Source organism: Weeksella virosa DSM 16922 (assembly GCF_000189415.1).
GTDB lineage: Bacteria > Bacteroidota > Bacteroidia > Flavobacteriales > Weeksellaceae > Weeksella > Weeksella virosa.
The window spans coordinates 440,622-465,009 of the sequence record NC_015144.1 but is presented as its reverse complement, the minus strand read 5'-3'; the positions used below and the strand labels follow the sequence as shown (position 1 = coordinate 465,009).

The 24,388-nt window shown below is 37.4% G+C and carries 19 protein-coding genes; 11 read left to right on the top strand and 8 right to left on the bottom strand.

All coding sequences use genetic code 11. From position 1 onward, the window contains the following. Positions 1-40: 40 nt before the first annotated feature. Both WEEVI_RS02345 and WEEVI_RS02340 read left to right on the top strand, forming a co-directional pair. Positions 41-1,921 carry a S9 family peptidase gene (locus WEEVI_RS02345; RefSeq protein ID WP_013597571.1) on the top strand — a complete coding sequence of 627 codons (1,881 nt, stop codon included), beginning with the start codon at positions 41-43 and terminating at the stop codon, positions 1,919-1,921. 108 nt (positions 1,922-2,029) lie between these two features. Beyond that, positions 2,030-2,731 carry a hypothetical protein gene (locus WEEVI_RS02340; RefSeq protein ID WP_013597570.1) on the top strand — a complete coding sequence of 234 codons (702 nt, stop codon included), beginning with the start codon at positions 2,030-2,032 and terminating at the stop codon, positions 2,729-2,731. A 147-nt stretch (positions 2,732-2,878) separates the two neighbouring features. Here the strand turns inward: WEEVI_RS02340 and WEEVI_RS02335 are convergent, their stop codons facing one another. After that, positions 2,879-4,003 (bottom strand): Omp28-related outer membrane protein, encoded by a 1,125-nt coding sequence (locus tag WEEVI_RS02335; protein ID WP_013597569.1) that lies wholly within the window; start codon positions 4,001-4,003, stop codon positions 2,879-2,881. Between the two features lie 52 nt (positions 4,004-4,055). Between WEEVI_RS02335 and WEEVI_RS02330 the strand changes: the two genes are divergently transcribed. The 4 genes from WEEVI_RS02330 (at position 4,056) to WEEVI_RS02315 (ending at position 8,773) form a co-directional block, all read left to right on the top strand. Further along, the gene (locus tag WEEVI_RS02330; protein ID WP_013597568.1) at positions 4,056-4,544 is read left to right on the top strand and encodes a TlpA family protein disulfide reductase; all 489 of its coding nucleotides are present in this window, start codon (positions 4,056-4,058) and stop codon (positions 4,542-4,544) included. Positions 4,545-4,574: 30 nt separating this feature from the next. Further along, entirely contained in the window at positions 4,575-6,236 is a 1,662-nt protein-coding gene (locus WEEVI_RS02325; RefSeq protein WP_013597567.1) for a DUF6029 family protein, read from the top strand. Between the two features lie 49 nt (positions 6,237-6,285). After that, complete coding sequence (locus WEEVI_RS02320; protein ID WP_013597566.1) at positions 6,286-7,959, top strand: T9SS type A sorting domain-containing protein; 1,674 nt, start codon at positions 6,286-6,288, stop codon at positions 7,957-7,959. A 64-nt stretch (positions 7,960-8,023) separates the two neighbouring features. Continuing rightward, complete coding sequence (locus tag WEEVI_RS02315) at positions 8,024-8,773, top strand: T9SS type A sorting domain-containing protein (RefSeq protein WP_013597565.1); 750 nt, start codon at positions 8,024-8,026, stop codon at positions 8,771-8,773. Positions 8,774-8,852: 79 nt separating this feature from the next. On the opposite strand, the gene WEEVI_RS02310 is transcribed toward WEEVI_RS02315, so the two are convergent. Both WEEVI_RS02310 and WEEVI_RS02305 read right to left on the bottom strand, forming a co-directional pair. Next, complete coding sequence (locus WEEVI_RS02310) at positions 8,853-9,131, bottom strand: hypothetical protein (RefSeq protein ID WP_013597564.1); 279 nt, start codon at positions 9,129-9,131, stop codon at positions 8,853-8,855. 54 nt (positions 9,132-9,185) lie between these two features. Next, positions 9,186-11,963: a RemA C-terminal-like gliding motility protein gene (locus WEEVI_RS02305; protein WP_013597563.1), complete on the bottom strand. Its 2,778-nt coding sequence runs from the start codon at positions 11,961-11,963 to the stop codon at positions 9,186-9,188. Between the two features lie 164 nt (positions 11,964-12,127). Between WEEVI_RS02305 and WEEVI_RS02300 the strand changes: the two genes are divergently transcribed. Continuing rightward, entirely contained in the window at positions 12,128-13,504 is a 1,377-nt protein-coding gene (locus tag WEEVI_RS02300) for an NAD-dependent succinate-semialdehyde dehydrogenase (protein ID WP_013597562.1), read from the top strand. A 247-nt stretch (positions 13,505-13,751) separates the two neighbouring features. Here the strand turns inward: WEEVI_RS02300 and WEEVI_RS02295 are convergent, their stop codons facing one another. Further along, positions 13,752-15,341 (bottom strand): peptide chain release factor 3, encoded by a 1,590-nt coding sequence (locus WEEVI_RS02295; RefSeq protein ID WP_013597561.1) that lies wholly within the window; start codon positions 15,339-15,341, stop codon positions 13,752-13,754. A 133-nt stretch (positions 15,342-15,474) separates the two neighbouring features. On the opposite strand from WEEVI_RS02295, the gene WEEVI_RS02290 reads away from it, so the two are divergent. Both WEEVI_RS02290 and WEEVI_RS02285 read left to right on the top strand, forming a co-directional pair. After that, positions 15,475-18,633: a T9SS type B sorting domain-containing protein gene (locus tag WEEVI_RS02290; RefSeq protein ID WP_013597560.1), complete on the top strand. Its 3,159-nt coding sequence runs from the start codon at positions 15,475-15,477 to the stop codon at positions 18,631-18,633. Positions 18,634-18,658: 25 nt separating this feature from the next. Further along, on the top strand, positions 18,659-19,624 hold the full coding sequence (locus WEEVI_RS02285; RefSeq protein WP_013597559.1) for a PorP/SprF family type IX secretion system membrane protein: 966 nt from the start codon (positions 18,659-18,661) through the stop codon (positions 19,622-19,624). A 6-nt stretch (positions 19,625-19,630) separates the two neighbouring features. Here WEEVI_RS02285 and WEEVI_RS02280 read toward each other — a convergent pair whose 3' ends face one another. The 4 genes from WEEVI_RS02280 to WEEVI_RS11225 form a co-directional block, all read right to left on the bottom strand. Next, a complete protein-coding gene (locus tag WEEVI_RS02280; protein WP_126414771.1) occupies positions 19,631-20,485 on the bottom strand; it encodes a hypothetical protein in 855 nt (284 codons plus the stop codon). An 87-nt stretch (positions 20,486-20,572) separates the two neighbouring features. After that, positions 20,573-21,361 (bottom strand): BamP family beta-assembly machinery protein, encoded by a 789-nt coding sequence (locus WEEVI_RS02275; RefSeq protein ID WP_013597557.1) that lies wholly within the window; start codon positions 21,359-21,361, stop codon positions 20,573-20,575. A gap of 57 nt (positions 21,362-21,418) precedes the next feature. Beyond that, on the bottom strand, positions 21,419-22,282 hold the full coding sequence (locus WEEVI_RS11230) for a glycosyltransferase family 2 protein (protein ID WP_013597556.1): 864 nt from the start codon (positions 22,280-22,282) through the stop codon (positions 21,419-21,421). Then, positions 22,283-22,810, bottom strand: a complete 528-nt coding sequence (locus WEEVI_RS11225; protein WP_013597555.1) for a class I SAM-dependent methyltransferase — start codon at positions 22,808-22,810, stop codon at positions 22,283-22,285. Between the two features lie 269 nt (positions 22,811-23,079). Here WEEVI_RS11225 and WEEVI_RS02260 point away from each other — a divergent pair, with 269 nt between their 5' ends. Beyond that, the gene (locus WEEVI_RS02260) at positions 23,080-23,466 is read left to right on the top strand and encodes a YopX family protein (RefSeq protein WP_041942038.1); all 387 of its coding nucleotides are present in this window, start codon (positions 23,080-23,082) and stop codon (positions 23,464-23,466) included. 58 nt (positions 23,467-23,524) lie between these two features. Next, positions 23,525-24,349, top strand: a complete 825-nt coding sequence (locus WEEVI_RS02255; protein WP_013597553.1) for an enoyl-ACP reductase FabI — start codon at positions 23,525-23,527, stop codon at positions 24,347-24,349. Positions 24,350-24,388 lie beyond the last annotated feature (39 nt).

Sequence of the window (24,388 nt, the reverse complement as noted above, 5' to 3'; positions counted from 1 at the left end):
ATCAAGAATAAATCCTATTTTAGCTTACAAAAAAAACTATATGTTGAAGCAGACACTCCTCGTGTGCAGTATTTGCATAACTACTATTAGTATGGCTCAAAACTATATGACGCCCGAAAAATTGTGGCAAGTGAAAAAGGTAAGTCCAGTAGGATTAACCCACGATCAGAAAAAATTGGTGTACAAAGTGGCAACCCCCGACATAGAAACACAAGAAGATAAAGTTGCTTATTTTCAGGTTTCTTTGCAAGGTGGTAAAGCAGTGGAGGTACAAGATTATAAAAAATTAGTAATTGATAAAAATAAATCCAAAGACGGAACTAAAACGCTCAGTACCGAAGAGGTAAAACTGCAACGTGTGTATGGAAAAGATTATTATCCGCAATATCCAGAATCGAATTTACAAATCTATAACGAGCTCAATTATCGTCATTGGGATACTTGGAACAATGGAGAATTTACGCATGTTTTTGTTCAAAATAAAGGCATCAAAAAAGACATCTTGGCCGATGAACCATTTTCAGCTACCGAATATATATGGTCACCAAATGCCGATAAGGTTTTGTATGTAGCAAAAAAGAAATTCGGCACCGATTATGCACTCAGCACCAATACCGATATTTATGCGTATGACTTGGCTACAGGGAAAACCGAAAATCTTACCGAAGGAAAAATGGGGTACGATACGGCACCAAGTTTTTCATCACAAAATGATTTTGCTTTTTTATCGATGGAACACGATGGCTATGAGGCTGATAAAAATGATTTGATTGTTCGTCGTGGAAATTTAGAAGTTAATTTGACCAAACATTGGGACGGAACCGTTTTCGGATATAAGTGGAGCGGAGATGGTAAGAAAATCTATTTCAATGCACCGGTAGGAGGAACCGTACAGTTGTTTTCGGTTGATGTGAATTTCGACACCAAAAACTTACCTAAAATAACCCAGATAACCGATGGGCAATTCGATATTGCAACTCTGCATGAAGTAGTCGGCAACAAAGCAATTGTAAGTAGAACCGATTTCAATCATGCGGCAGAAATATACACGGTTGACCTAAAATCAGGTCAACTTTTTGCTCTAACACGTGAAAATGAAATTTTGTTCAATTCTATTGAGAAAAGTGAAGTAAAGAAAAGAATCGTCAAAACAACCGACGGAAAAGACATGGTTGTTTGGGTTATCTATCCGCCCAATTTCGATCCTAACAAGAAATATCCTACCTTATTATATTGTCAGGGAGGTCCACAATCAGCTCTTTCTCAGTTTTATTCTACCCGTTGGAATTTTCAGCTAATGGCAGCAAATGGTTATATTGTCGTAGCACCCAACCGAAGAGGAATGCCCGGGCATGGAGTAGAGTGGAATGAGCAAATCTCCAAAGATTGGGGTGGACAAGTGATGGATGATTATCTTTCTGCAATCGATGATATTGCCAAAGAAAGCTATGTTGATGATAAAAAATTAGGAGCTGTAGGAGCATCCTATGGTGGCTACTCGGTCTTTTATTTGGCCGGAATTCATAATGGGCGATTCAAAACCTTTATTTCGCACAATGGAGTTTTTAATCTAAAATCTATGTACGGTACAACCGAAGAATTATTTTTCACCAATTGGGATGCTGGTGGTGCTTGGTGGGAAACAGATAATGCAGCCGCTGAGAAAACCTATAAAAATTTTGATCCTAGTGCGAAAGAAATGGTTAACAAATGGGATACACCCATGTTGATCTATATTGGAGGAAAAGATTACCGTGTACCGATGGGGCAAGGACAAGAAGCATTTCAGGTGTTACAACTAAAAGGGATAAAAAGTCGTTTGATTTATTTACCCGAAGAAAATCATTGGGTGTTAAAACCTCAAAACTCATTGATTTGGCACAAAGAATTTTTCAAATGGTTGAAAGAAACCATGAACTAAAGAATATTTATAAAGAAAAGACTTACCATTGGTAAGTTTTTTCTTTTAAATTTGAGAGGTGTTGATTGTAAAAGCTTTCACCCTTTCAGAAATCATAAAAACTGCAATATGAGTAGAGAAAATAACCGAATTTATTTTACCAACAGCCCTTTCAAGAATGGGCATAAAATAGTAGAATTTACCTGGAGAATGCATTTAGATGAACATCTAAAACTTTGGATGGATTTGCATTTAGAATCAGACAATTACGACGAAGAAGAAGAATACCAAGATGATGCCGATCTAATCGAAGACACCTCAGAAGAATATAGCGATAAATCTTTATGGATCAACTTCAACCAATGTATTCTTTCTAGTTTTTATTGGAACAATAAAGGTGTCGATCTTACTACCATACAAGAAAAATTAGACCTCGATAACTTGCATAATCAACTCTTTCATGTTGATCCACTACCAATAGATTTTCAATCTCCCGAAAATTTAGCTTTTGGTATTTCTATGCTAGGAAAAGATACTTGTGCAGATCATGAAATTACTTTCCTCAAACCATTCGACAACGATGATCTAGGTGTCTACGACATCAAATGGAAAGGCAAAGTAGCCAATACCCATTTTGGTGAACAAAGTTTCGATTATGAATTTTATGTGTACATGAAAAATATTCGTTTTGCAGGAGTTCATATAGATTCGTCGCTCGATAAAGACAAAGCATTTGCCTTTATCCAAGAATGTTTTGTGCAAGGTGATAAGCTAGAGCTGATGAGTTTGGATGAAATTAACGATACTTACCGAGCAGTACTCAAACGATGAAAACTAATAATAATTTCGGCAAGATAAAGCATAGATAGAAGTGATTATAATAATATAACATAAAAAGGGGCAATTCTTATTGAATTGCCCGTTTTTGTTTAGTGTAAAAATTAGTTTTCTAATAAATGTAGGATAGAAAAATCTAGCTTAATCAAAAGGTTGATCTTCACCAACTTTCGCTCTTTGAACATTGATTACAGCACGATTTTTTACTTCTTTACCATTCCCTAAAACAAAGGCAACTAAACTAAGATTGTTGGCATTGGTAACGTTGGCTGGTAAAGGAACCGAAAATTTTCGGGTATAAACACTCCCTTCTTTAATTTCTTCTTGTGGAATAATATCCCCAAAAATGTCGGTATACGCTTTTAGTAAAACGTGTTCTTGTGGGAAATCTGGAATCAATCTAGGCATCTCTGCATAGTTGCTCGCTGGATCACAAACCGCATTCGACCCTGCAAAATAATTGGTTTGATTATGTTTCAAACCATCCTCTATTAGAGTCACAACCAAACGTGCATCTGGAACACTATTCGTTGCGAAACCAACTTTTACAGTGATATCTAACTGCTGACCATTCAATGTAGAATTAATTGCCAATCCTAAATTGCTCGTTTTATTGAGATATTCATCCATTTGTGGACGATAGAGTAGAGGATCATTCGGGCAATTAGCTGTTTGGGTGAATTGATTCAGATCATAAATTCGGTTAATCTTACCCTTTGGTAAACCGTTTGCGTTATAATTATCTGGAGATTGCATTTGTTTGCTAAACTCGTATCGCCAAGGATCTGCCGGAATTCCGTCACTATGGATGGCAATCGGGATAATACGGTCGCTATATTCGGTAAGATAACGTAAAATAGTAACCATTCTTGGGCAATACCCACACCAAGTACCGGTGTAATCTTCTACCAAAACCTTTGTTGTAAAAGATGAAATAGGCTTTTCGGTTGCAGTAAATTTTTCTTTTTTAGATTTGATTCCGTTAAAGATGGCATGTACATTATATTCTCCAGCTTCAGATGGTTGGAAGGTTCTGCCTTCTATCGATTGCTCATTAACATAGTAAATGGCTTTATCGCTAACGTCGCCACCTAAGTTAGACTGAGCGGTGAAAGATACTTCGTCACCGACTTGAATAGTTTTCGGATGAATGCTAAGCGAGAGTGTTTCCTCAGGGATTGGTTCTTCAGTTCCACAACTCGAAAGTGTTAGAATCATCAAAAATAATAATGTAAAATTAGAAAAATAATAAGAAATTTTGCTCATGTGTGTTAATTTTAGTTAATTTAGTGCCTAATTGTTTAAAAATATAAAACTAATGAAAAAAAAATTATTTTGTTTGGTTTTTTCTCTTTTTGTATTCACAGCTTTTGCACAGAAAGCAGAATTCCCAACAGCACCCTTAAAAGATCTAAAAGGTAAAACAGTAGATTTACGAGAACTTTCTACCGATGACAAACCAATGGTAATCGCTTTTTGGGCAACTTGGTGTGGACCGTGTATCCAAGAATTAAATGCTATTAATGATCAAATGGATGATTGGCAAAGTGAAACTCCTTTTGATTTCTATGCAGTTTCTTTGGACGATTCTAAAACAGTAGGCCGCGTAAATCCAATGGTAAACGGTAAAGGTTGGGATTTTAATATCTTATTGGACACCAACAACGACCTGAAACGTTTGCTAAATATTTCTTCACCACCTTACGTTGTAATCGTAAAAAACAAGGAAATTGTTTATCGACATGTAGGCTATCAGCCAGGTTCTGAAGTTGAATTGTACGAACAAATCAAAGAATTTTCTAAATAAACAATACATTATTACCTTACAAATTAACACATGAAAAAATCTCTAATTTTATTATCGCTGGTTTTCCCAACGTTATCTCTATTGGCACAAGTTGATCTTGGACCAGGTTCGCTGACCGGGAGCATAGAGTCTACAGGACAATGGTATCAAGACGATAAAGACCTTAATTTCGAGCAACCCGACGATCCTTTTCGGTCTAATAATTATATCAAATTCGACTATACTTTAGGTAAATTTTCGGCAGGTATGCAATATGAGGCTTATTTACCTTCTGCTTTGTTGGGTTATTCAGAAAAATTAAATGATAATAAAATAGCCACGTATTATTTCCGGTACAAAGGCGATAAGGTAGACGTAACAGCAGGTAATTTCTACGATCAATTCGGTAGTGGTTTAGTCTACCGTAGTTGGGAAGATCGACAAATTGGGATCAATAACAGCATGCGAGGAGTTCGCGTGGCGTATACACCAAATGATTTCACAACCTTGAAGGGTATTGTCGGTAATCAACGCATTGGTTTCGAAACCTCTGCCGGAACAATTGGTGGATTGGATTTGGAGACGAATCTTTTACGCATGTTCAACTCAGAATCAAACAGCACTCTGAACTTAGGATTAAGCTACGTCGGACAACATGAATCGTATACAGGAGCTATAGAAGATTTCCCGCAAAACGCCAGTAACTTTTCTACCCGTTTAGGTTACTCAGGAAGCAGTGGTTTTTACGGTAACGTAGAATACATTCACAAAGGAGAACAGCCGGTTTTATCAGCTGGTGTACCCTCTGAAAAATATTACGACGGAAATGCTTTATTGATAAATACAGGTTACTCTACTCGTGGTTTTGGTGTAAATGCAACCTTCCGACGTATGGAGAATATGGGAATGTACGCTGAGCGTGCTTTGAGTGAACCCTCTGCGAATGTGTACAACGAAGGAATCGTGAATTATATCCCGGCACTTACCAGACAACACGACTATTTGTTGACCAACATTTATGTCTATCAAGCACAACCGAATATCAATTTCGAGAAAGAAGAAGCTGGTGAAATCGGTGGGCAACTCGATTTGTATTACAACTTTAAGAAAGGAAGTGCACTTGGTGGAAAGTACGGAACAAAATTAGCCGTCAATGCATCATACTGGAATGGGTTGAATGCAAATTTTGATGGCGATTATTACGGTACAAAATATTTTGATTTTGGAAAAAAATTCTTTCACGATGTCAATTTCGAAATCAATAAAAAATGGACAGATAAATTTTCGATGATTTTCACGTATGCCAATATCTATTACAACAAAGGAATTGTAGAAGGTGGAAATTATTCATCTATTCTATCGAATGTCGTGGTCGGAGATTTCTTGTACAAACTCAACCCGAAAAATTCGGTTCGATTCGAGTTGCAACACCTTCAGACCAAACGCGATCGAAAAAACTGGGCGGCAGCTTTGGTAGAATATAATTTTAATTATAATTGGAATTTTTATCTGTCTGACACCTATAATTATGGGAATGACGACAAAGACAAACGCTTTCATTATTACAGTGTAGGAGGAAGTTACTCGAAAGAATCAACTCGTGTTTCCTTAAATTACGGACGTCAACGTGGAGGATTGATTTGTGTAGGAGGTGTTTGTCGTTTCGTACCAGAAAATACAGGACTTACCGTTTCGTTATATCAATCATTCTAATCGGCGGTTTGTTTTCCTAAAGAAAAACTATTTATTAAAACACAACAATATGAAAAAAAAATTTACAAACTACTTGGTAGCATTTTTGTTACCTGTGGCAGCTTTTGGGCAAACGATTGTTAGTACCACAGCCGAAAATAAGAAAGTTGTCTTAGAAGAATTCACAGGTGTTAAGTGTGGGTATTGTCCCGATGGGCATGCAATTGCAAAAGCTATACAAGAAGCGAATCCAGGAAAAGTATTTTTGATCAATATACACCAGGGAGGTTATGCGAATGCTACGCCCGATTTTAGAACACCGTACGGAAATGCGATAGCAAACCAAAGTGGATTAAATGGATATCCTTCGGGGACAGTTAATCGTCATGTATTTACGAATCCAGCTCCGATGACCGCAGGTGGCACAGCACTAAGTAGAGGTGGATGGACTTCTGCTTCGAATCAGATCCTGTCTCAACCTTCTTATGTGAATTTGGGTATGGAAGCCTCATTGAATGTAAGTACACGTGAACTGGTGGTGCATGTAGAAGCTTATTATACCGGAGATAGTCCTGTGTCGACGAATAAACTGAACATTGCAGTTTTGCAAAATAATACCAAAGGACCACAAGCAGGTGGAGGACAAGGCAGTAATTACATACACATGCATCGTTTAATTGATTTGATTACAGGACAATGGGGAGAGGAAATCACTACTACCAAGGCAGGCTCTTTTGTCGATAGAACCTTTACAGTAACTTTACCAGAAGCACATAATAATGTTCCTATTGTGCCAGATGATATCGAGTTGGTTGCGTTTATAGCAGAAGGAAATCAAGAGATTATGACTGGTGCAGGAACAATACCAGATTTCACAGGAATCGCTAAAGCAAATGAAATTGAGGTAAACTCTATCGAAACTATTTTACCAAATTGTCTAGGAAAAATAAATCCAGTTATCGGAATTAAAAACAACGGACAAAATACCTTGACATCATTGCCTATTACGTACAAAATCAATGGAGAAACCCATACGTATACATGGACAGGTGAATTAAAAGCATTGAATCGTACGACAATAGAATTGCCTGAAACACCTTTTACGGTTATCGATAATAATTCAGTTGAAATTATTTTACCAGACGATGAAGACAACTCGAACAACACGATCAGTACAAGCTTCTTAAAAGCGAAAGAGTCATCTAATTCATTAACTTTAACTTTGAGTACAGATCAATACGGGATAGAAACGTCTTGGAAGATTCTAAATTCTGCTGGTACGGTTGTGTACGAAGGAAAAAACTATGGTAATAATCAAACTTATACTATTCCGATTGAGTTAGAAGGTGTAGATTGTTTCCAGTTTCAATTAATAGATTCGTACGGAGATGGAGGGAAATCAGTGAAATTAGTCGACCATAACGGCGTAGTTTTATATCAAACAATTGGTAATTACGGGAAAGGAGCAACGGTAAATTTCTCTACAGACGGGACAATGTCTACGACAGAATTTGGCAAAAATGGTTTAGAGGTTTATCCAAATCCATCGACCGGAATAGTACATGTTGAGCTGAAAACGAAATCGCAAATAGAAGTGATGGATATGGCAGGACGTAAACTATACACCAAAGACCACAACTCGGGCAAAGCGACACTAGATTTGAGTGGTTTCGGAAAAGGAACCTATGTAGTGAAAATCAACGATGGCACATCTATTTCGACCAGAAAAGTCATCATTAAATAACATAAACTTTTTATCAAGTGGTAGAGTAATACTCGACCACTTGGTTTATTAACACTTTAATATTATGAAAAAAATTTTAGTACTCACCTCATTCCTATCTTTAATAGGATTTAGCCAAGCTCAAAACCAAAAATTTACGGTTTCTAATTTAGATGGCGTAGAATATGAAAATAACTCGGTACATGTTTTTAATGTATTTGGCGACATGACGCAAGATGTTACGGACGATATTAAACTGTACTATGTTCTGAAAAATGTTGGTAACGAAACAATAATCGCAGCAGGAGAAGTAATCGAGATGACCAATGCAGATGGTGAAATGGCACAATTCTGTTTCGGAGGAGATTGTTATTACCCTGTAGTAAAAAATTATTTCTACCCTAATGGCGGTGCACATATTGCTCCTGGAGAAGTACAAAGTATGTATGATTACTTTGCAAACTTCGAAGGTGGAAGTGATGTTGTAGAATATAAATTCCGTTTCTTACAATTGGATGCAAACGGACAAGAACTACCCAATACGTCTTTTTACCTAACGTATCGTTACGAGAAAAACATGGGGGTTAGTGATGTGAGTTCTTCTATTTCTATAGCAGAAGTGGCACCAACTGTAGCCAAAGATTTCACTACCGTTCATCTCAAAGAAGATGCAAAAACTAACATCCTTTCCGCAACTGGTCAGTTGCTTAAAACAGTAGAACTGAAAGCTGGAAAATCGAACCTGAGTTTAGCTGGTTTTGCCAAAGGTATTTATTATTTACAATTCAATGGTGTTTCGGGGAAAACCACAACTTCTAAAATACTTGTGAAATAATTTTTACATTTCTATAATCTTCAATAAATAAAAAGTCCACCGCTTGGTGGACTTTTTTTGTAAGTAATTACAATATTTCTTATTTATTGAGTTTGGCTAGTTTCTTACGATTTGCAAACGCTACCATTAACCCTGCTGCTAGCAAATAAGGGATGTAATCGTTGATTGGTAGACCTGGTTCTGGATCTTCTTCGTCTATACCACCATCTGTACCAGGAGTGCCAGGAAGACCTCTTTCTGCATTATTGAAAAAGCTATGTCCTTCTTCTTGGTTATCACTCTTGAAGAATTGTGCATTCGCTGTGAAGAATAATCCTGCAACGAAAAGTACTGTAAGTTTTAGTTTATTGATGTTCATATTAACAAGGTTTAAAAGAAGAGTATCCGAAAATACTCTTCTAGATTAGTATTCTTATTTGATAATTACTTTTTGGGTAAGTGTTTGTCCATCTTTTGTCGTTGCTTTCACAATCATTACACCTTTAGCAGAGGTAGAGATGATGTGCTTAGCTTCATTAATGTTGTTTTTAGCGTATACTACACGTCCTTGTACATCCATTACTTCTACCGAAGATAGATTGTTTTTTGCCTCAACAACAACTTGGTTATTTTGGTTGTAAACAGCTATTTGCGCTTGGTTGAAGAAATTATTGGTTCCCATTGTACGGTTTTCGTATACTACTACAAAACGATCGTTGTTTACACCTTCTGTCGCTTGGAAAGTATACGGTGTAGCTAAATTGTGTACAGTTTCGGTTTGATTATCTACCAAGAATATAGCTTGACCTTCTGCAAATAAACCATCTGTTTTTGCAATCGAGATTGTGTAGGTACCCGCAGTAAGCGCATTGAAACCTAAAGCAACTTTATCTTCTCGGTCGAATGGTAAACTACGCGATTGAATGCTGTAAGCTTCATTGTCGATTACTTGGTATAATGAAGTCATATCAGAAGTGATTGATTTTGCATCCAATTGTTTGTCGATACCATGAGTAGCACCTGTCATATAGGCTAATAAAGTGTTGTTGATGATCTTATTATCGCTACTCAAACTCAACCAAATGCGGTTTCTTTCGATGTTGTTTTTATGGAAAATAGCAGCATCTTTCGTACGCATTTCGTTATTGAAAACAATAGACCCTGCATGGGTAGCTTCTACGAAGAAACCTTGTCCTGATGCAATGTTCTCTAAATCGTCTAAATCAGTACCACCTGCTCTATTGTAGGTAAGATAATTGTTGGCGAATTCCGCAGAACCTACTGCATGTGCATGCGTCCAGAAATGTACAGAGTTTACAATATCTATATTATTGAGTAAGAATCCAATTCCATCGATAGAAGAAGCATAAGGGTTTCCTATCAAATTGAATCCTTGACCAGTTTTGCTAACATTTACTGTATACGTACCGTTATTCAATTTACCGATGAATTTACCTTCGTGTACCGCTTCTGTTCCGCTTGCTAAAGTGTTTTTCACACGAATTGCATAACCATTTCCAGTTGCGAAGTTCACGTCTGCAGCATCTTCTGTATTGAATATGTTTTTATAAGTATGGTTTGCTTCATCAAACGTCCAAAAACGGTTGAATAATGTTTCTGGTGAGAAAGCTCTTACACCTTGTCCTGTTACTGGTGCAGACCACAACGTCATATCATTTCTTACCATAGGAGTACTGTTACGTAAGATTGTAATCTCTCCAATATTGGTAACATCTTGTGATTGTAGAATATTAGCATTGTTTTCTACAACGAAAGCTGCCGCATTCGCTTTGTTTTCTATAACACCTTGTACAGAAAGGTTATATCCTGTCTTCACGGTAACCGAACCTTCTGTTTCGATTGTGAAAGATTTTGCTTCTATGTCTTGGGCAATCTCTAAAGCCCCCGAAACTACAACATTCTTTTGTGCTGTTGGTAAACCATTAGACCATGCTGTTCCGTCCCATGTAGTTTGGTTAGCAGGTTCTGCTCCGCCTGCGTTGCATACAGAAATGTTATCCAAGAATGCACGTTTTTCAGAGGTTGCAAATGTAATGGTAGAATTTGCTTCTACATCAGAAAAATGTAAAGTTACGGTTTCGAAATTATCAGCCATTTTTGCTGTATAGATAGCTGTTTGTGTTTGCGACCCTAAGGTTACTAAGATGTCACCTTCTACGTTTGTCCATCCTTTTACATCGAAAGTTACGCTAACATCTCCTTGGATATTGTTCAATACCTTAGAGGTGATGCTTCCTGCTCTTTTAGATGCACCTAATTTTACAGCATCACCAGCTTGGTAAGCAGAAGATACTGTCGGGAAGTTTTCGTTTCCTTTCCAAGTAGAATTTGAGCCTGTTGTACCAGTGTTATTTCCTTCAAGCCCATCGAATTTTTCTTCGAAGCAATCAGTCAAGACAGGCTCATCAGCAATCTTGAAAGTGAAATCTTTTTGGTCTGATCCGTATTTATTTGTAGCGGTTACGGTTGTAATAAAAGTTCCTGCTTTCTCAAAAGTACCCGAGAAAACTCCGTTATCAAAAGTTATTCCTTGAGGTAAATTTGTGGCAGTCCAAGAAGTAGGATTGTTGTTCGCCGTTACCGCAAAAGATAAACTACCCCCAAAAACACCTTCGATTGTAGTTTGTTCAGTAGTGATTACCGGTGGCTCGTTGGTTGGGGTGCCAATCTGATTGAGGATAGTAACATTAGACAAAACTAATCGAGGATTCTTGCTTCCTGTAATAACAAGAGCATATCTTGCAGTCTTAGGGGTCGCAGTAGAATATTGGATTTGTCCAATATTACTTCCTGTAGCTACAGAATACCAAGAGTTTCCTTCGTCAACAGATTCATAAATGTACCAATTGCTTACAGTTCCATATGTTTTCCCTGTCTCAATTTTAAAGTCTGATACATTTTCAATATCCCATTGCATTTCAATTGATGAACCTTGACCAGATAAATTGAATTTACTTGGGATATTAGATTGTTTATTGTGCCCCAATCTAAATTCATCATTTCCATAATAAGCTGCAGATGCAAACCAATTTCTATTCTCTAGTTCAATTACTAGGTCTGTTCTATACGTACCACCAGCTCCTTGCTGATTATTAAAGTGGGCTTCATAAGCCACATTCTGCCCTAAGGCGGTTGAGGAGATCAGTCCCATCAGGACAATCATCCAATTCATAAAATAAAAATGTTTCATTATAGATTAACTGTTTAGTTATTTGTTTACAAAATTAATTCTATTTTGTAGCCTTTTTACAAGAAAATTAATTGATAACTATAATATAATATTCCTCTAATTTTCATTTAAAGTTCTCATTTTTGCTTATAATTTACGAAATTTGTAAGACTTAAAACAAGATTATGTCAATACCTACAATAAAAACCCTAAACCCATTTACCGAAGAGATAGAAAAAATATTCGAACCCCATACCCAAGATCAAATCGAGACGTTTTTGTCAGATGCACAAAGATGTTTTTCCACTTGGCGATGGGAAACTTTCGCCCATCGTGCAGAAATTGTACAAGGTGTAGCCGAAGAAATGCGAAAGAACAAACAAAAATATGCCGAACTCATTACCAAAGAAATGGGGAAACCCTATAGAGAATCATTGATCGAGGTGGATTATTCGGCCAATATTTTCGAGTATTTCGCTAAGAATGCCGAGCAGTTTTTGGCAACATATCCCGTACAAACCGAAAAAGGTGAAGCTTATGTAGTATCCGAACCAATCGGTGTCCTTTTGGGTGTGATGCCATGGAATTTTCCATTCTCACAAATCGCTCGTTTCGTAGCGCCAAACCTTATGGCAGGGAATACGATTGTCCTGAAAACAGCCTCGAATATTCCGCAATGTGGCATGGCATATGACGAAATTTTTGCCGCTGTACAGGCCCCAAAGGGATTGTATAAAAATCTATTGATTTCGGGTAGCAAAGTCGGGCAATTGATCGATAACCCAATCATCAAAGGAGTGTCGCTCACCGGATCAGATGTAGCGGGTGCTTCGGTAGGAGAAATTGCCGGACGCAACATAAAACGCTCTGTGTTGGAGTTGGGCGGTTCTGATCCAATGATTGTTTTGGCCGATGCTGACCTGGAAAAAGTAATGAAAGGTACTATCAACGGTCGTTTGAGAAATGCTGGGCAAGCCTGTACTTCATCCAAAAGAATCATTGTGCACCGCTCGTTGTACGATACTTATAAAGAACAATTATTGACCTACATGAAAAACATGAAAGTAGGCAACCCAATGGAAGAAGATACACTCATGGGACCAGTATGTACTAAAGGTGCATTGGAAAAACTTCTACAGCAAATAAACGACTCTAGAGCCAAAGGAGTTCAGGTTACGTTGGGCGGAGAACGCATGCACGAGAAAGGTTTCTTTTTGGCTCCAACCGTTCTCGAGAATATTACCAAAGGAACGCCTGCATACGACGAGGAAATTTTTGGACCTGTGGTCTGTCTTTTCCCTTTCGATACCGAAGAGGAAGCGATAACCTTGGCAAACGACACTATTTATGGATTGGGCGCATCGATCTACTCAGAAAATATAGAATATGCACAACAATTGGCGCGTAAAATAGATTCGGGAATGGTCTATATCAACAAGCAAGTTTCTTCGAGTGAAGAATTGCCGTTTGGCGGAACAAAACGTTCGGGTTATGGGCGAGAATTATCAAAAGCTGGAATAGAAGAGTTTGTGAATAAAAAACTAATCTTCACCCTAAGATAATTTTCGGTAGGATGAGCAACAGAACAGTTTTTTCGGTAAGAAAATAAACTTAATAAAAAAGGTTACGAGCATCTGCTCGTAACCTTTTTTTGTTGTTGGAACATTACTATTCTTTATTTATCAATTTGTGCGGGTGTCTATCCAATAGATAATTCTCTAAATTAAAAAGATTTTGTTATGACTTTTGGGTTTCGTCTTGATGAACATCCTACCAAAATCTGAAAAGAATATCCATCGAAAACAAGATTTAGAATTCGCTAACAAAGTGTAATTTTATTGATGGATATTTTTCTTGCGTCATCTGAATTGTGAAAGCAGAGTCGGCCAAAAACACCAACTGATCAAATTTATCGCGTGCCAAATACCGTTGTTTTACGCGTTTAAAATCTAAAAATTCTTCCGATTTTTCATTGTCTACTTCTACCCAACAAGCTTTGTGCACAGAAAATGGTTCGTACGTAACCTTGGCATTGTACTCATGTTCTAAACGGTACTGAATAACCTCATACTGAAGGGCACCCACCGTACCAATTACTTTTCGGTTGTTTATTTCTAAAGTAAACAATTGCGCAACCCCTTCGTCCATCAATTGTTTGATTCCCTTTTCTAATTGTTTTGCCTTCATCGGGTCGGCATTGTTGATATAGCGGAAATGCTCTGGTGAGAAAGACGGAATTCCCTTGAAATGGAAGTTCTCGCCTTCGGTAAGTGTATCGCCAATCCTGAAGTTTCCGGTGTCGTGTAAACCAACGATATCACCGGCAAACGATAGATCGACGATTTCTTTTTTGTCGGCAAAAAATGCATTTGGCGAAGGGAATTTCATCGACTTCCCTTGGCGTACGTGTAGATAGTTTTTATTTCGCTCGAATTTTCCTGAAACTATTTTCACAAAAGCCAAACGGTCGCGGTGTTTCGGATCCATATTCGCGTGAATTTTGAATACAAAGCCCGAGAATTTATCTTCGAACGGATCTACAATTCGCTCGTCTGTCGCTTTGGGTTGTGGCATGGGAGCAATATCGACAAACGCATCGAGTAACTCTCGTACTCCAAAATTATTCAAGGCAGAGCCAAAAAATACCGGTTGTAATTTTCCCTCTAAATATGCTTGATGATCGAATTCTGGATAAACCCCTTCGATAAGGTCGATTTCGCTACGTAGATTTTCGGCATAGCTTTCTCCTACAATGTCTACCAATTTTGGTGAGTTGAGGTCGTCTATTTTGGTTGTTTCTGATATTTTTTGTTTGTTGTCGGCAGAAAAAAGATTGATGTTTTTTTCCCAAATATTATAAATTCCTTTGAAGGTCGCCCCGATACCAATTGGCCAAGAAAGGGGAGTTACTTTTAATCCTAAATTTTGTTCCACTTCGTCCATCAAATCAAAGGCATCTTTTCCTTCGCGGTCCATTTTATTGATGAAAACCAACATCGGGATATTGCGCATTCGACAAACTTCTACGAGTTTGATGGTTTGCTCTTCGACCCCTTTTGCAACGTCGATCACCACAATTACCGAGTCAACAGCTGTAAGGGTACGGAAGGTATCTTCGGCAAAATCCTTGTGTCCGGGCGTATCGAGGATGTTGATTTTTTTGCCTTTGTACTCAAAAGCCAAAACCGAAGTAGCAACCGAAATTCCACGTTGACGTTCGATTTCCATAAAATCGGATGTCGCTCCTTTTTTTATTTTATTGCTTTTTACGGCACCCGCTTCCTGAATTGCACCTCCGAAAAGAAGAAGTTTTTCGGTAAGGGTAGTTTTTCCCGCATCGGGGTGAGCAATGATTCCGAAGGTTTTACGTTTTTTTATTTCTTGTTCTAAAGTTGCCATGGTTCGATTCTAAAAAAAAATTCAGAGTGCAAAGATAACAGATTCTTAATAAATTCTTTAGATTCGCCCCAAGAATAGAATAATATTTTATTTTTAGCGTTATACATAATTGGAGCGAAAGAAAAGGAAGAAAATGAAAAGACTTTTATTGTTGTGGGCATTGATATGCAGTTATACGGTTTTTGGACAAATACCAGAATTTCATGAGTTGAAAAATGGATTGAATGAAAATTTAATGTTAACTGAAATAAACCATAATTGGGATTTGGCTAAGAATGAAGTTGAGATTAATTGTAGAGACAATACTGTAGCAAAAGGAGATGGATTTAAGTATTTCATATATGAATCATCTTATAATACCGACTTTTCATTTGATTTACATTCTGCTAACAATGGGCTTTATTTTATTGTATGGAAATTGAAAAAAAGTGATGACAATGCACATATTTTCAAACCTAAAGATGGAGAATCTTCAAGAAAAACGATTGAGTACATTCGATCGATTGAAAAAGGTGTCAAGGGAGAATCAAAAGGGTTAAAAGAAAGCTCAACTCTAAAATGTGAAATTTATAACTTAAGCCCTTCACACGTTTATTCTGGATATTTAAAAGATTTTAGAGGTAATGATCAATTAAAGACTGGTGAAAAAATAATTATCGGTGTTTATGGGGAAGTAAATGCAAAGTTCGATATTATTGTGCATACGGTAGAACAAAAAACATTGGTCAAAAACACCGAATGCGAAGGCGGGGAATATTTGGTTGATGCCTTGCGAACAGAGGTTGCTACGGATGCTGAAGTACCGACTTCACAAGTTTCTTTTTACCAAGATGAGCAAATGTCAATTCCTTTTGGGGCAACTGAAATCACGAATAATCAAACGATTTATGCGGAAGTTTTAGATGCTTCAGGTGACCTAAAATATGTGTATAAAGTAGACTTGGTTTTCAAACCGGTGTACGATTTTTCAACGGCTATTCGACCCGAAGCAGAAAGACAAATTGAGAGTTGTGCTACAACGATACAAATGACGGATCAACAATTGATAAATGCTATTCTCAATGTACCCAATGCTGCTGATTTCGCTATTGTCGAAAAAATAGATCAAGTCGGAAATCCGATAACGGGAAGTTTTCCGAATGATCAGACCATCAAAATAAAAGTTGAATACAAAGGAACACAATTTTGTTCTGCAACTTCTGATTGGATTACCTTAAAGTTTTCGAATGCAAATCCTACCTTCGATGCAGGAGCTGTTTTTAACAAAGATCTGTGTGAAGGTTCTTCTTTGAGTAGGGAAGAATTACGAACCTTATTGAAGGTTGCAACCAATCATACTTTAGTTGTTACGGGCTATGCGCCAGGAACGCCCATCACTTTCTCGGGAAATAATTCATTTGTTTTTCAAGTACAACTGATGGATAATGCCGACAATTCTTGTGTAAGCGTTGTAGAGAATTTTACCGTGAACAAAACAGAACCAATTGATTTAGAGTCTTATGCTTTGAAAACGTGTGCAGTCGATTTGGAACAAAAAGATATTGATGATGCAATTGCATTTATAAGAAACGGAACATCAGCTACTTTGCGTTATTACGAAGATGGTTTAGAGATTGAAGAAGATGTTTTATTGAGCTATATCACGGATAAAAATAACGGAGTAATTACCGTGAAAGGAGAATTAAATGGACATTGTGAAACTGAAGTAAAATGGACGTATGAATTAACAAAAAGCTCTATTTCTGTTACACAACCAATTCAGCCATTGCTATCATCTTGTTTGTCAGAAAATGAAAAGTTTGTGGTTTCTCAAACAGAATTAGAAACTTATTTGAGTTCTACTTTGGGATTGAGCAACGTAACGTATGAGTTTGGTTCGATCAGCTTTCCTATAAATATCGAGGCCAATCAAATGCAAATGGTCGATTTCACGATCAAGAAAAACGGTGAAACATGTAATACCGAAACCTTGCAGGTAGAAGTAAAAGCCATCAATCAACCCGATTTTAATTTGTCGAATTTACCTGAATTGACCGCTGATTGCGACGACTCAATAAAAATAACCAACGACTGGTTGATATCGAATCTTGGTAAGGATGTTTTGGATTACCCGATCTATATCAACGGAAAATTACACGACGAAAATAATTTTATAACAATAGCTTTCGGGACAGAATCGACAAAGACGATTTCTATAGAAATTAGAAATAAAACCGTTCAGACTTGTACAATTGCTTCTACCATCACTATCAATAAAGCCAAAGAATTTTCTGATGATTTGAGTGTGACGCAAGCATACTTTGATGAGAACCAAGTTAGCTTTTGCGAAAATGATTCGGATACGGCAATTGATCAAGTGAAAGACTTGTTGGCTAAAATACAAGAAAATCATCCTGGAGTTGTATTTGATCAAAATGCATTAGACCTTGTACAAGCTATGACTTCTCCTGCCGGAAAAGTGAAGGTTACAGTTAGAAGACATGACGAATGTAGTAGCAAGGATTTGTTTATTTCCTATCAAAAATATACGCAACCAACCATCGAATTGCCTGTATTTCCTGCACTTTGTTCGCAAGGAGTTTTTGATTTTGATATTCGTACACTTGTCAATTACGACGAGCATCTTACCTATACCATAACGAATGATGCGGGCGTAGAAATTTATCCAAAAGAAGATTTTATTTATCAATTATCGGCCGGAAGTAGTTATACGATTACGGCTGAATCAGGAAATGCTTGTACCTCTGATGTCTATTCTTTTACCATCGAAACCTTACCCGATCCGACGATAAAATCGATCACAATCGAAAATGGAACATTGACAGTAGAAGCCAAAGGAAATGGTGGAAGATTGCAATATGCAATTTCGTACGATGGAGCACTACCTACTCAATGGCAGAGCAGTAAAAAATTCCAGCCGATCGAAGGTGGAAAAAATATCACAGTTTGGGTAAGAGAAAACGAATGTGGAGGAGTTTCGGTTTCTGGAATTTATGTGTTCGATTTGCCTAATTTTATCTCACCTAACGGAGATGGTAAAAATGATGTGTGGAAACCATTGACGAGCATTGATAGTCCTCATATTCTGCGTTTACAGATTTTCGACCGTTATGGGCAAACAATTCTAAGAAAAGAAGGAAACGCCGAAATAGTATACTGGGATGGAAAAAGAAATGGCACACCAATACCGTCTGGTGATTATTGGTATATCATCGATTATCCGAATGTTAACAATCAAAATATCCAAATCAATATTAAGTATTCTGGTAACATTACACTAAAAAATAAATAGTAATTTTACAGCGATTATTTATCTTATGAAGAAAATTTTAGTAACTCTTTTGATCGGTTTTGTTTCACTCTTGCAGCAAGCAAAAGCACAACAATCTTTACCGTATTATAATCACTATTTGGTGACTGATAAAATATTGATTAACCCTTCGTATGCAGGGCAAAACCCAGAATATATCAGCATCAATGCAAGCAACAGAAATCAGTGGGACGATTTACCCAATAGTCCAACGACCCAGACGATTAGTGCGCATGCAACGGTTATCGATCGTTTAGCAATTGGGACTTATTTTTTCAATGACCGAAATGGGGCTACCAAAATGAGTGGCTTCAACATGACGGCCGCTTATCATATTCCGGTACAAGATTCGCGTGGGTACAACGAGTTGCAAGATGTAGTTTCTTTTGGGGTAGGAGCTTCGTACTTCAATCAGTCGTTCGATTTATCAGACATCGTGGTTAATGACCCTAACGATCCTTTGCTCAATAATGATCGTTACAATACGTTTATGATGAACTTAGGAATTTCTTTTCGATATGCCAATTTCTTTGGAGGAGTATCTGTACTTGATATTCCGATTGATAACAATCTTTATTATGTGAATAATTTCGAGCCGCTCCCGACAACCTATTATCTCAATTTAGGATACGAATGGTACCTTACAGAAGGCATCAACCTACAACCTTCTATTGTATACAACACCAATGCGAATCGATATAGTGGTCTAGATGCGAATCTCATTGCACATTTCGGTTTTGGGGATCGTGAGCAAGGCCTCGATGTTGGAATATCGTACAAGCAAGGCATTTCTAAAGATTACAAAGATCCTTTATTTGTTTCGCCCATCGTAAAGGTGAAAGTAGGTTCGCTAAAAGCCGGAATGTCGTATGATATTGGCTTGTCTGACTTTCAAGTTGACGGGCGTAAAAATGGATTTTTATTCAGTTTAGGTTTGGATCTAAGCAATCCGCTGAACCCAGATTTCCGTTAATCGCATTTAATTTTCTTTTTCGGTAGGAGGGGTTTCGGTAGGATGATTCTCTGTCGTCGATTCGGGAATTTTCTCCAACACCAATCGTCTGTAAATCGTCGAGAAGCGAATCAATTTTTCCATGATGCTTAAATAATTCCCATTCTCGACATCTCGACTCATGCCCGAATTAGCATACGTATACTCGATAAAATCATTGATTTTGTACGACGGTATTTTCAGGTCGTTGATAAAATAATCATCACCGAAATATTTTCGGATACTTAAGCGTCTATCAGCTTTGGCTTCGAATTCCAAGGTTGCTTTTCTTTTGCGCATATCGCCCGAAAGCACATCGTAAATCCGACCAATATCTAATCGAGTAAGCGAAATATCTCCGTTGAAGAACCCTGCCTTCAGTGCCGAAGTATCCCGAATAGGATTGATGTCTGGATTCACGCCCAATTGCTTGTAGAGCTTGGTAACTTTATCTGTACGTTTTCCGGCTTTCACATCTTTGGTAAGAATTCCCGTAAGATGGGCAGTAATCAAAGCGGTTTGTAATTCTATTACGTTGATATTTAGGTGGATAACAACTAGATTTTTGGCAAATAACTCGGGTGAGAGTTTTATTTTTCTGTTTTCGTAATAATCTGATTTTAAATCCAAAACATCCCCTTCTTTTGCACGGATAGAAAAGTTTCCTGCAAAATTACTGATCGCAATTTCTTTTGTCCGCAGATTAGTTACATATACGCCTTCTGCCATTTCACCATCCGGATCGAGGATAATATTGCCATGTACCCATTTCTCGGCTTGCTGACCAAATAAGCCACTCCCGAAAAGCATGAAAAAAATTAACCAAAGGTATCTATACAACATAGGTAAATGTAAGAATGGAACAACTAAAATATTCAGATTTTTTGCAATGCAAGCTATGATTCTTAAAATTATGAAAATATTAGGATTCTATTCATTTGTTTGCTGCAATTCGTTGAGATATTTCGGAGCGTATTCTTCAAGAATCAAACCAATATCAAAATACCGTTCTGGGTTCACCATATCTTTGATGTTCGTTCTCTGAATGGTGTAATTAATGAAGTTTTCTATTTTCTCTGCCGGAATTTTCAGTTCATCGGTAAAATAATCATTCGGGAAATAATCTTTTATTTTGGTTGCAAAATAAGCTTCATTTTCATAAAAATCTAAGTTCCTTTTTTTTCGATAATAACCATTCAAGTGCCCGATGAGTTCAACTGGTTTCAGAATCTGTCCTACCTGAAATTTATACAAATCTTTTTTATCTCTGACCACTTTTGGTAGAGCTTCTTTGTACGATTTTTTTCGGATTCCTAAACTTCGATACAGATAGGTCATATCCGATTCATCGGAAAAACGATCCATCCGAAGAGGATTTACCATGGCTGTGTTGAGTTCGATAACTTCGATATTCATATGCACTTCTGCATACGCTCTCGCATACAAATCAGGGTGCACAATAATCTGACGACTCACCAAACCAAGTCTATCGAATTGTATCGTGTCGCCAATTTTAGTATAAATAGAAAATTGACCTTTTTCGTCGGTTTTGCTCGAGGTTTTAGAACGAAGATTGAAGATATTGATGCCTTCTACCGAGTGGTCTTCTTCGTCATGGATGACAATTTTACCGTTGATTGTTTTCATTTGCGCAAATTGTGCTTTCCCGACAAACAAACCAGTAAATAATAAAGAAAGAAAAAAGTAAAATGTTTTCATTCGCATGTGTTTACTCGAAAGTAAGAACAATCTTCGATTAAAATCGATTTGTTAATGTTATTGTGATTTTCGGATTCCAAGTTTTTCTAAGATTTTATGCCAACGATATTGTCGGATAAACCGTTCCTCTTCACGATTGACCATTTTAGGAAGTTGAGCGTTTTTCGCGTCGAAATAACCTTGTAAATATCCAACAAAATAAAAGGGTTTTCGTTTGTTGATAGCCAATTTCAATGCGGCAATGGTTGTAATCCAAAAACCATAGCCCAGTGTGTAATAAGCGCCACCTTGTTTCAGGAGAGCTTCGGGTTGATAATTTGCGCCCGTTGGTTTCAGATGTTTTACTTTCAGGTTGGTTAGTGTATAGACTTCCCAATTGTGGTATTTGGCCAATAATTCGTCAACAGTATCCCAACCCATTTGTGGACGCAAACCTCCAATAGCTTCATATACTTCTTTTCGGTAGGATTTAAAAGCGCCACGCACATGATCTGGATCGGTTAATTGCTCTAATCGCCACTGATTATTTTTTTCGATATAGGCATGTCCGCCCAAAATACCTACTTTCGGGTTGTGCGAAAACTCGTTTATAATCTGTTCGAAATAATTGAGAGGCAAATCTAGATCAGCATCCAGTTTTACCAAAATATCGTACGGTTTGGTGAGATGAGGCAAACCAGCCAAAAAAGCCAAAACCACTTTACTGCCAGGTTGATGCTCGGCTTTCGAGGTTCGATTAATCAACCGAATCCAAGGGTGGTTATGTGAAAATTGCTCGACAATGGTTGGTGTTTTATCACTCGAATGATCGTTGACCACAATAATTTCTGATGGTAAAACACTTTGCTTGATCAGCGATTGTAAAGTAATCCCGATAAAAGCTTCTTCGTTATGGACAGGAATAATAACCGAATAATTCACTTAGATTGGGTTTTTACGTTCTGCATAAACTGCATAATACCGTGGATAGAAATACCGAAGAATCGGGCGAATACCAATTTTTTTTGTGGGATGTGTCCATTGATGGCGATGTTTGATTTCCCACCCAGATTTTTCTAGAAGGAAGTCAAATTGCCATGATTCGAACTCATGATAATGCACATCTCGTTCGTCGTTTTTATTACGGTAAGCAGGCGAGAACCATAATTTCAGAGGAACAGAAGCCAAAAGCTTGTTGGCAGGTAAATGCGTGAGAACACCCATCGGGTTGACCAAATGCTCTAGGATTTCTAGAGCCGTAACAAATTCTACGTCGTAATTTCCTAACACCTCAGGATGGTAATCGAGATCTTCACCTTGGGTGTTTTCTACCAGAAAACCATTTTCTTTCATCACAAAAGAAAAAGGATTTTCTACCCCTATATCAAGAATTTTTGTGCCTTTTGGGGCAAATTTGGTTAATAATTTCAAGGTTTCGTTGTATCTTTTTTCTGGATATATTTTGTACATCAATCAAGTTTTAGATAAGCGGTGAATAGAACGTAAAGATACTACGCTCGAATAGATTTGGGCATTTTTGTCGAAAATATTTTATAATGATTTTTCCTTTTATCGAAAGATTTTTTTTAGAAGGTAAGATCCTATGTTGCTATAGGTAAAACTCTATCCTTTTGTTGCTTAATATTTGGGTTGATTGGACAAGGATATTGTCCTACCAAAACTCCTGGCGTAAAGAAAAATATCGTAAAGAATTGTTTCGTTTTAAGTATTTTTGTGTAATGAAGTATTATAGACTAAGAAAAAAAAATCGGGTGATGGGCTATGCAAAAGAGAGCATTTCTTCTGTAGTCTATTACAAAGCTTATAACGATTTCCAGTGGTCGGAGAAGCAAATGGATTTTGATACAGTGGATAGAGATATTGGATTGAAAGACAAAAAACATCGACGAATATACGAAGGGGATATTGTACTATACTATTTGAGTGAGTCTTTTGTAGAAAGAAGAGGTTTGGTACAAATAAATGAAGAAACGCAACAAGCCGAATTGGTCGATTTACGTCAGGGATTTATTACGCCAATTAATGTAGAAAGTTATAATCTTTTCGAGCACGATAAATTAGAAGTTGTTTCGCATGCTTTTACTGAAAACAGTGAATTACGATAGGACTTTTAATATTTGTTAAATTTTTTTAAGTACATTTGAAACAAGAAAACATAAAACCATGTCATACGGATTATTAAAAGGAAAAAAAGGGATCATATTTGGAGCTTTGGATAGCAATTCTATCGCCTGGAAGGTTGCAGAGCAATGCCATGCTGAAGGAGCAGAATTTATTTTAACCAATGCGCCGGTTGCTCTACGAATGGGACAATTGAATGCTTTGGCAGAAAAAACAAATTCAGACGTTATTCCGGCCGATGCCACTTCTATGGAAGATTTAGGGAAATTGTTTGATGCTGCAGCGGAGAAATTCGGGAAAATCGATTTCATCTTACATTCTATTGGGATGAGTGTTAATGTACGCAAAGGAAAAGAATACATCGACCTTAACTATGATTGGTTAGCAAAAGGTTGGGATATTTCTGCTGTATCTTTTCACCGAATCATGAAAACTGCATGGGATAGGGACATCATGAACCGCGGCGGAAGTATTTTAGCTTTAACCTATATAGCCGCCCAGCGCACATTCCCCAACTACAACGATATGGCTGATAACAAAGCTTACTTAGAATCTATTGCTCGTAGCTTTGGATATTTCTGGGGTAAAGAAAAAGGTGTACGTGTGAATACGATATCTCAATCGCCAACCCCAACAACAGCCGGACAAGGAGTGCAAGGCTTTGATGGTTTCATAACATATGCTGAGAAAGTTTCTCCTCTTGGAAACGCAACTGCACAAGACTGTGCAAATTACTGTGTAGCAATGTTCTCTGACCTTACTAAAATGGTTACGATGCAAAATCTTTTCCATGACGGTGGATATAGCAATACAGGAGTTTCTGCAGAGGTTATACAAAAGTTCGAGCCAACGGCTGATAACGAATAGAAAAACCAGTAGAAATATAGATATAAAAAATTCCGCTAT

Excerpts from the sequence above, each read along its gene's own strand:
- WEEVI_RS02315 (WP_013597565.1), top strand. The coding sequence starts at position 8,024 with ATGAAAAAAATTTTAGTACTCACCTCATTCCTATCTTTAATAGGATTT.
- WEEVI_RS02300 (WP_013597562.1), top strand. The coding sequence starts at position 12,128 with ATGTCAATACCTACAATAAAAACCCTAAACCCATTTACCGAAGAGATA.
- WEEVI_RS02280 (WP_126414771.1), bottom strand. The coding sequence starts at position 20,485 with ATGTTGTATAGATACCTTTGGTTAATTTTTTTCATGCTTTTCGGGAGT.
- WEEVI_RS02260 (WP_041942038.1), top strand. The coding sequence starts at position 23,080 with ATGAAGTATTATAGACTAAGAAAAAAAAATCGGGTGATGGGCTATGCA.
- WEEVI_RS02335 (WP_013597569.1), bottom strand. The coding sequence starts at position 4,003 with ATGAGCAAAATTTCTTATTATTTTTCTAATTTTACATTATTATTTTTG.
- WEEVI_RS02290 (WP_013597560.1), top strand. The coding sequence starts at position 15,475 with ATGAAAAGACTTTTATTGTTGTGGGCATTGATATGCAGTTATACGGTT.
- WEEVI_RS02345 (WP_013597571.1), top strand. The coding sequence starts at position 41 with ATGTTGAAGCAGACACTCCTCGTGTGCAGTATTTGCATAACTACTATT.
- WEEVI_RS02320 (WP_013597566.1), top strand. The coding sequence starts at position 6,286 with ATGAAAAAAAAATTTACAAACTACTTGGTAGCATTTTTGTTACCTGTG.
- WEEVI_RS02295 (WP_013597561.1), bottom strand. The coding sequence starts at position 15,341 with ATGGCAACTTTAGAACAAGAAATAAAAAAACGTAAAACCTTCGGAATC.
- WEEVI_RS02330 (WP_013597568.1), top strand. The coding sequence starts at position 4,056 with ATGAAAAAAAAATTATTTTGTTTGGTTTTTTCTCTTTTTGTATTCACA.
- WEEVI_RS02275 (WP_013597557.1), bottom strand. The coding sequence starts at position 21,361 with ATGAAAACATTTTACTTTTTTCTTTCTTTATTATTTACTGGTTTGTTT.
- WEEVI_RS02285 (WP_013597559.1), top strand. The coding sequence starts at position 18,659 with ATGAAGAAAATTTTAGTAACTCTTTTGATCGGTTTTGTTTCACTCTTG.
- WEEVI_RS11225 (WP_013597555.1), bottom strand. The coding sequence starts at position 22,810 with ATGTACAAAATATATCCAGAAAAAAGATACAACGAAACCTTGAAATTA.
- WEEVI_RS02325 (WP_013597567.1), top strand. The coding sequence starts at position 4,575 with ATGAAAAAATCTCTAATTTTATTATCGCTGGTTTTCCCAACGTTATCT.
- WEEVI_RS02340 (WP_013597570.1), top strand. The coding sequence starts at position 2,030 with ATGAGTAGAGAAAATAACCGAATTTATTTTACCAACAGCCCTTTCAAG.
- WEEVI_RS02255 (WP_013597553.1), top strand. The coding sequence starts at position 23,525 with ATGTCATACGGATTATTAAAAGGAAAAAAAGGGATCATATTTGGAGCT.
- WEEVI_RS02310 (WP_013597564.1), bottom strand. The coding sequence starts at position 9,131 with ATGAACATCAATAAACTAAAACTTACAGTACTTTTCGTTGCAGGATTA.
- WEEVI_RS02305 (WP_013597563.1), bottom strand. The coding sequence starts at position 11,963 with ATGAAACATTTTTATTTTATGAATTGGATGATTGTCCTGATGGGACTG.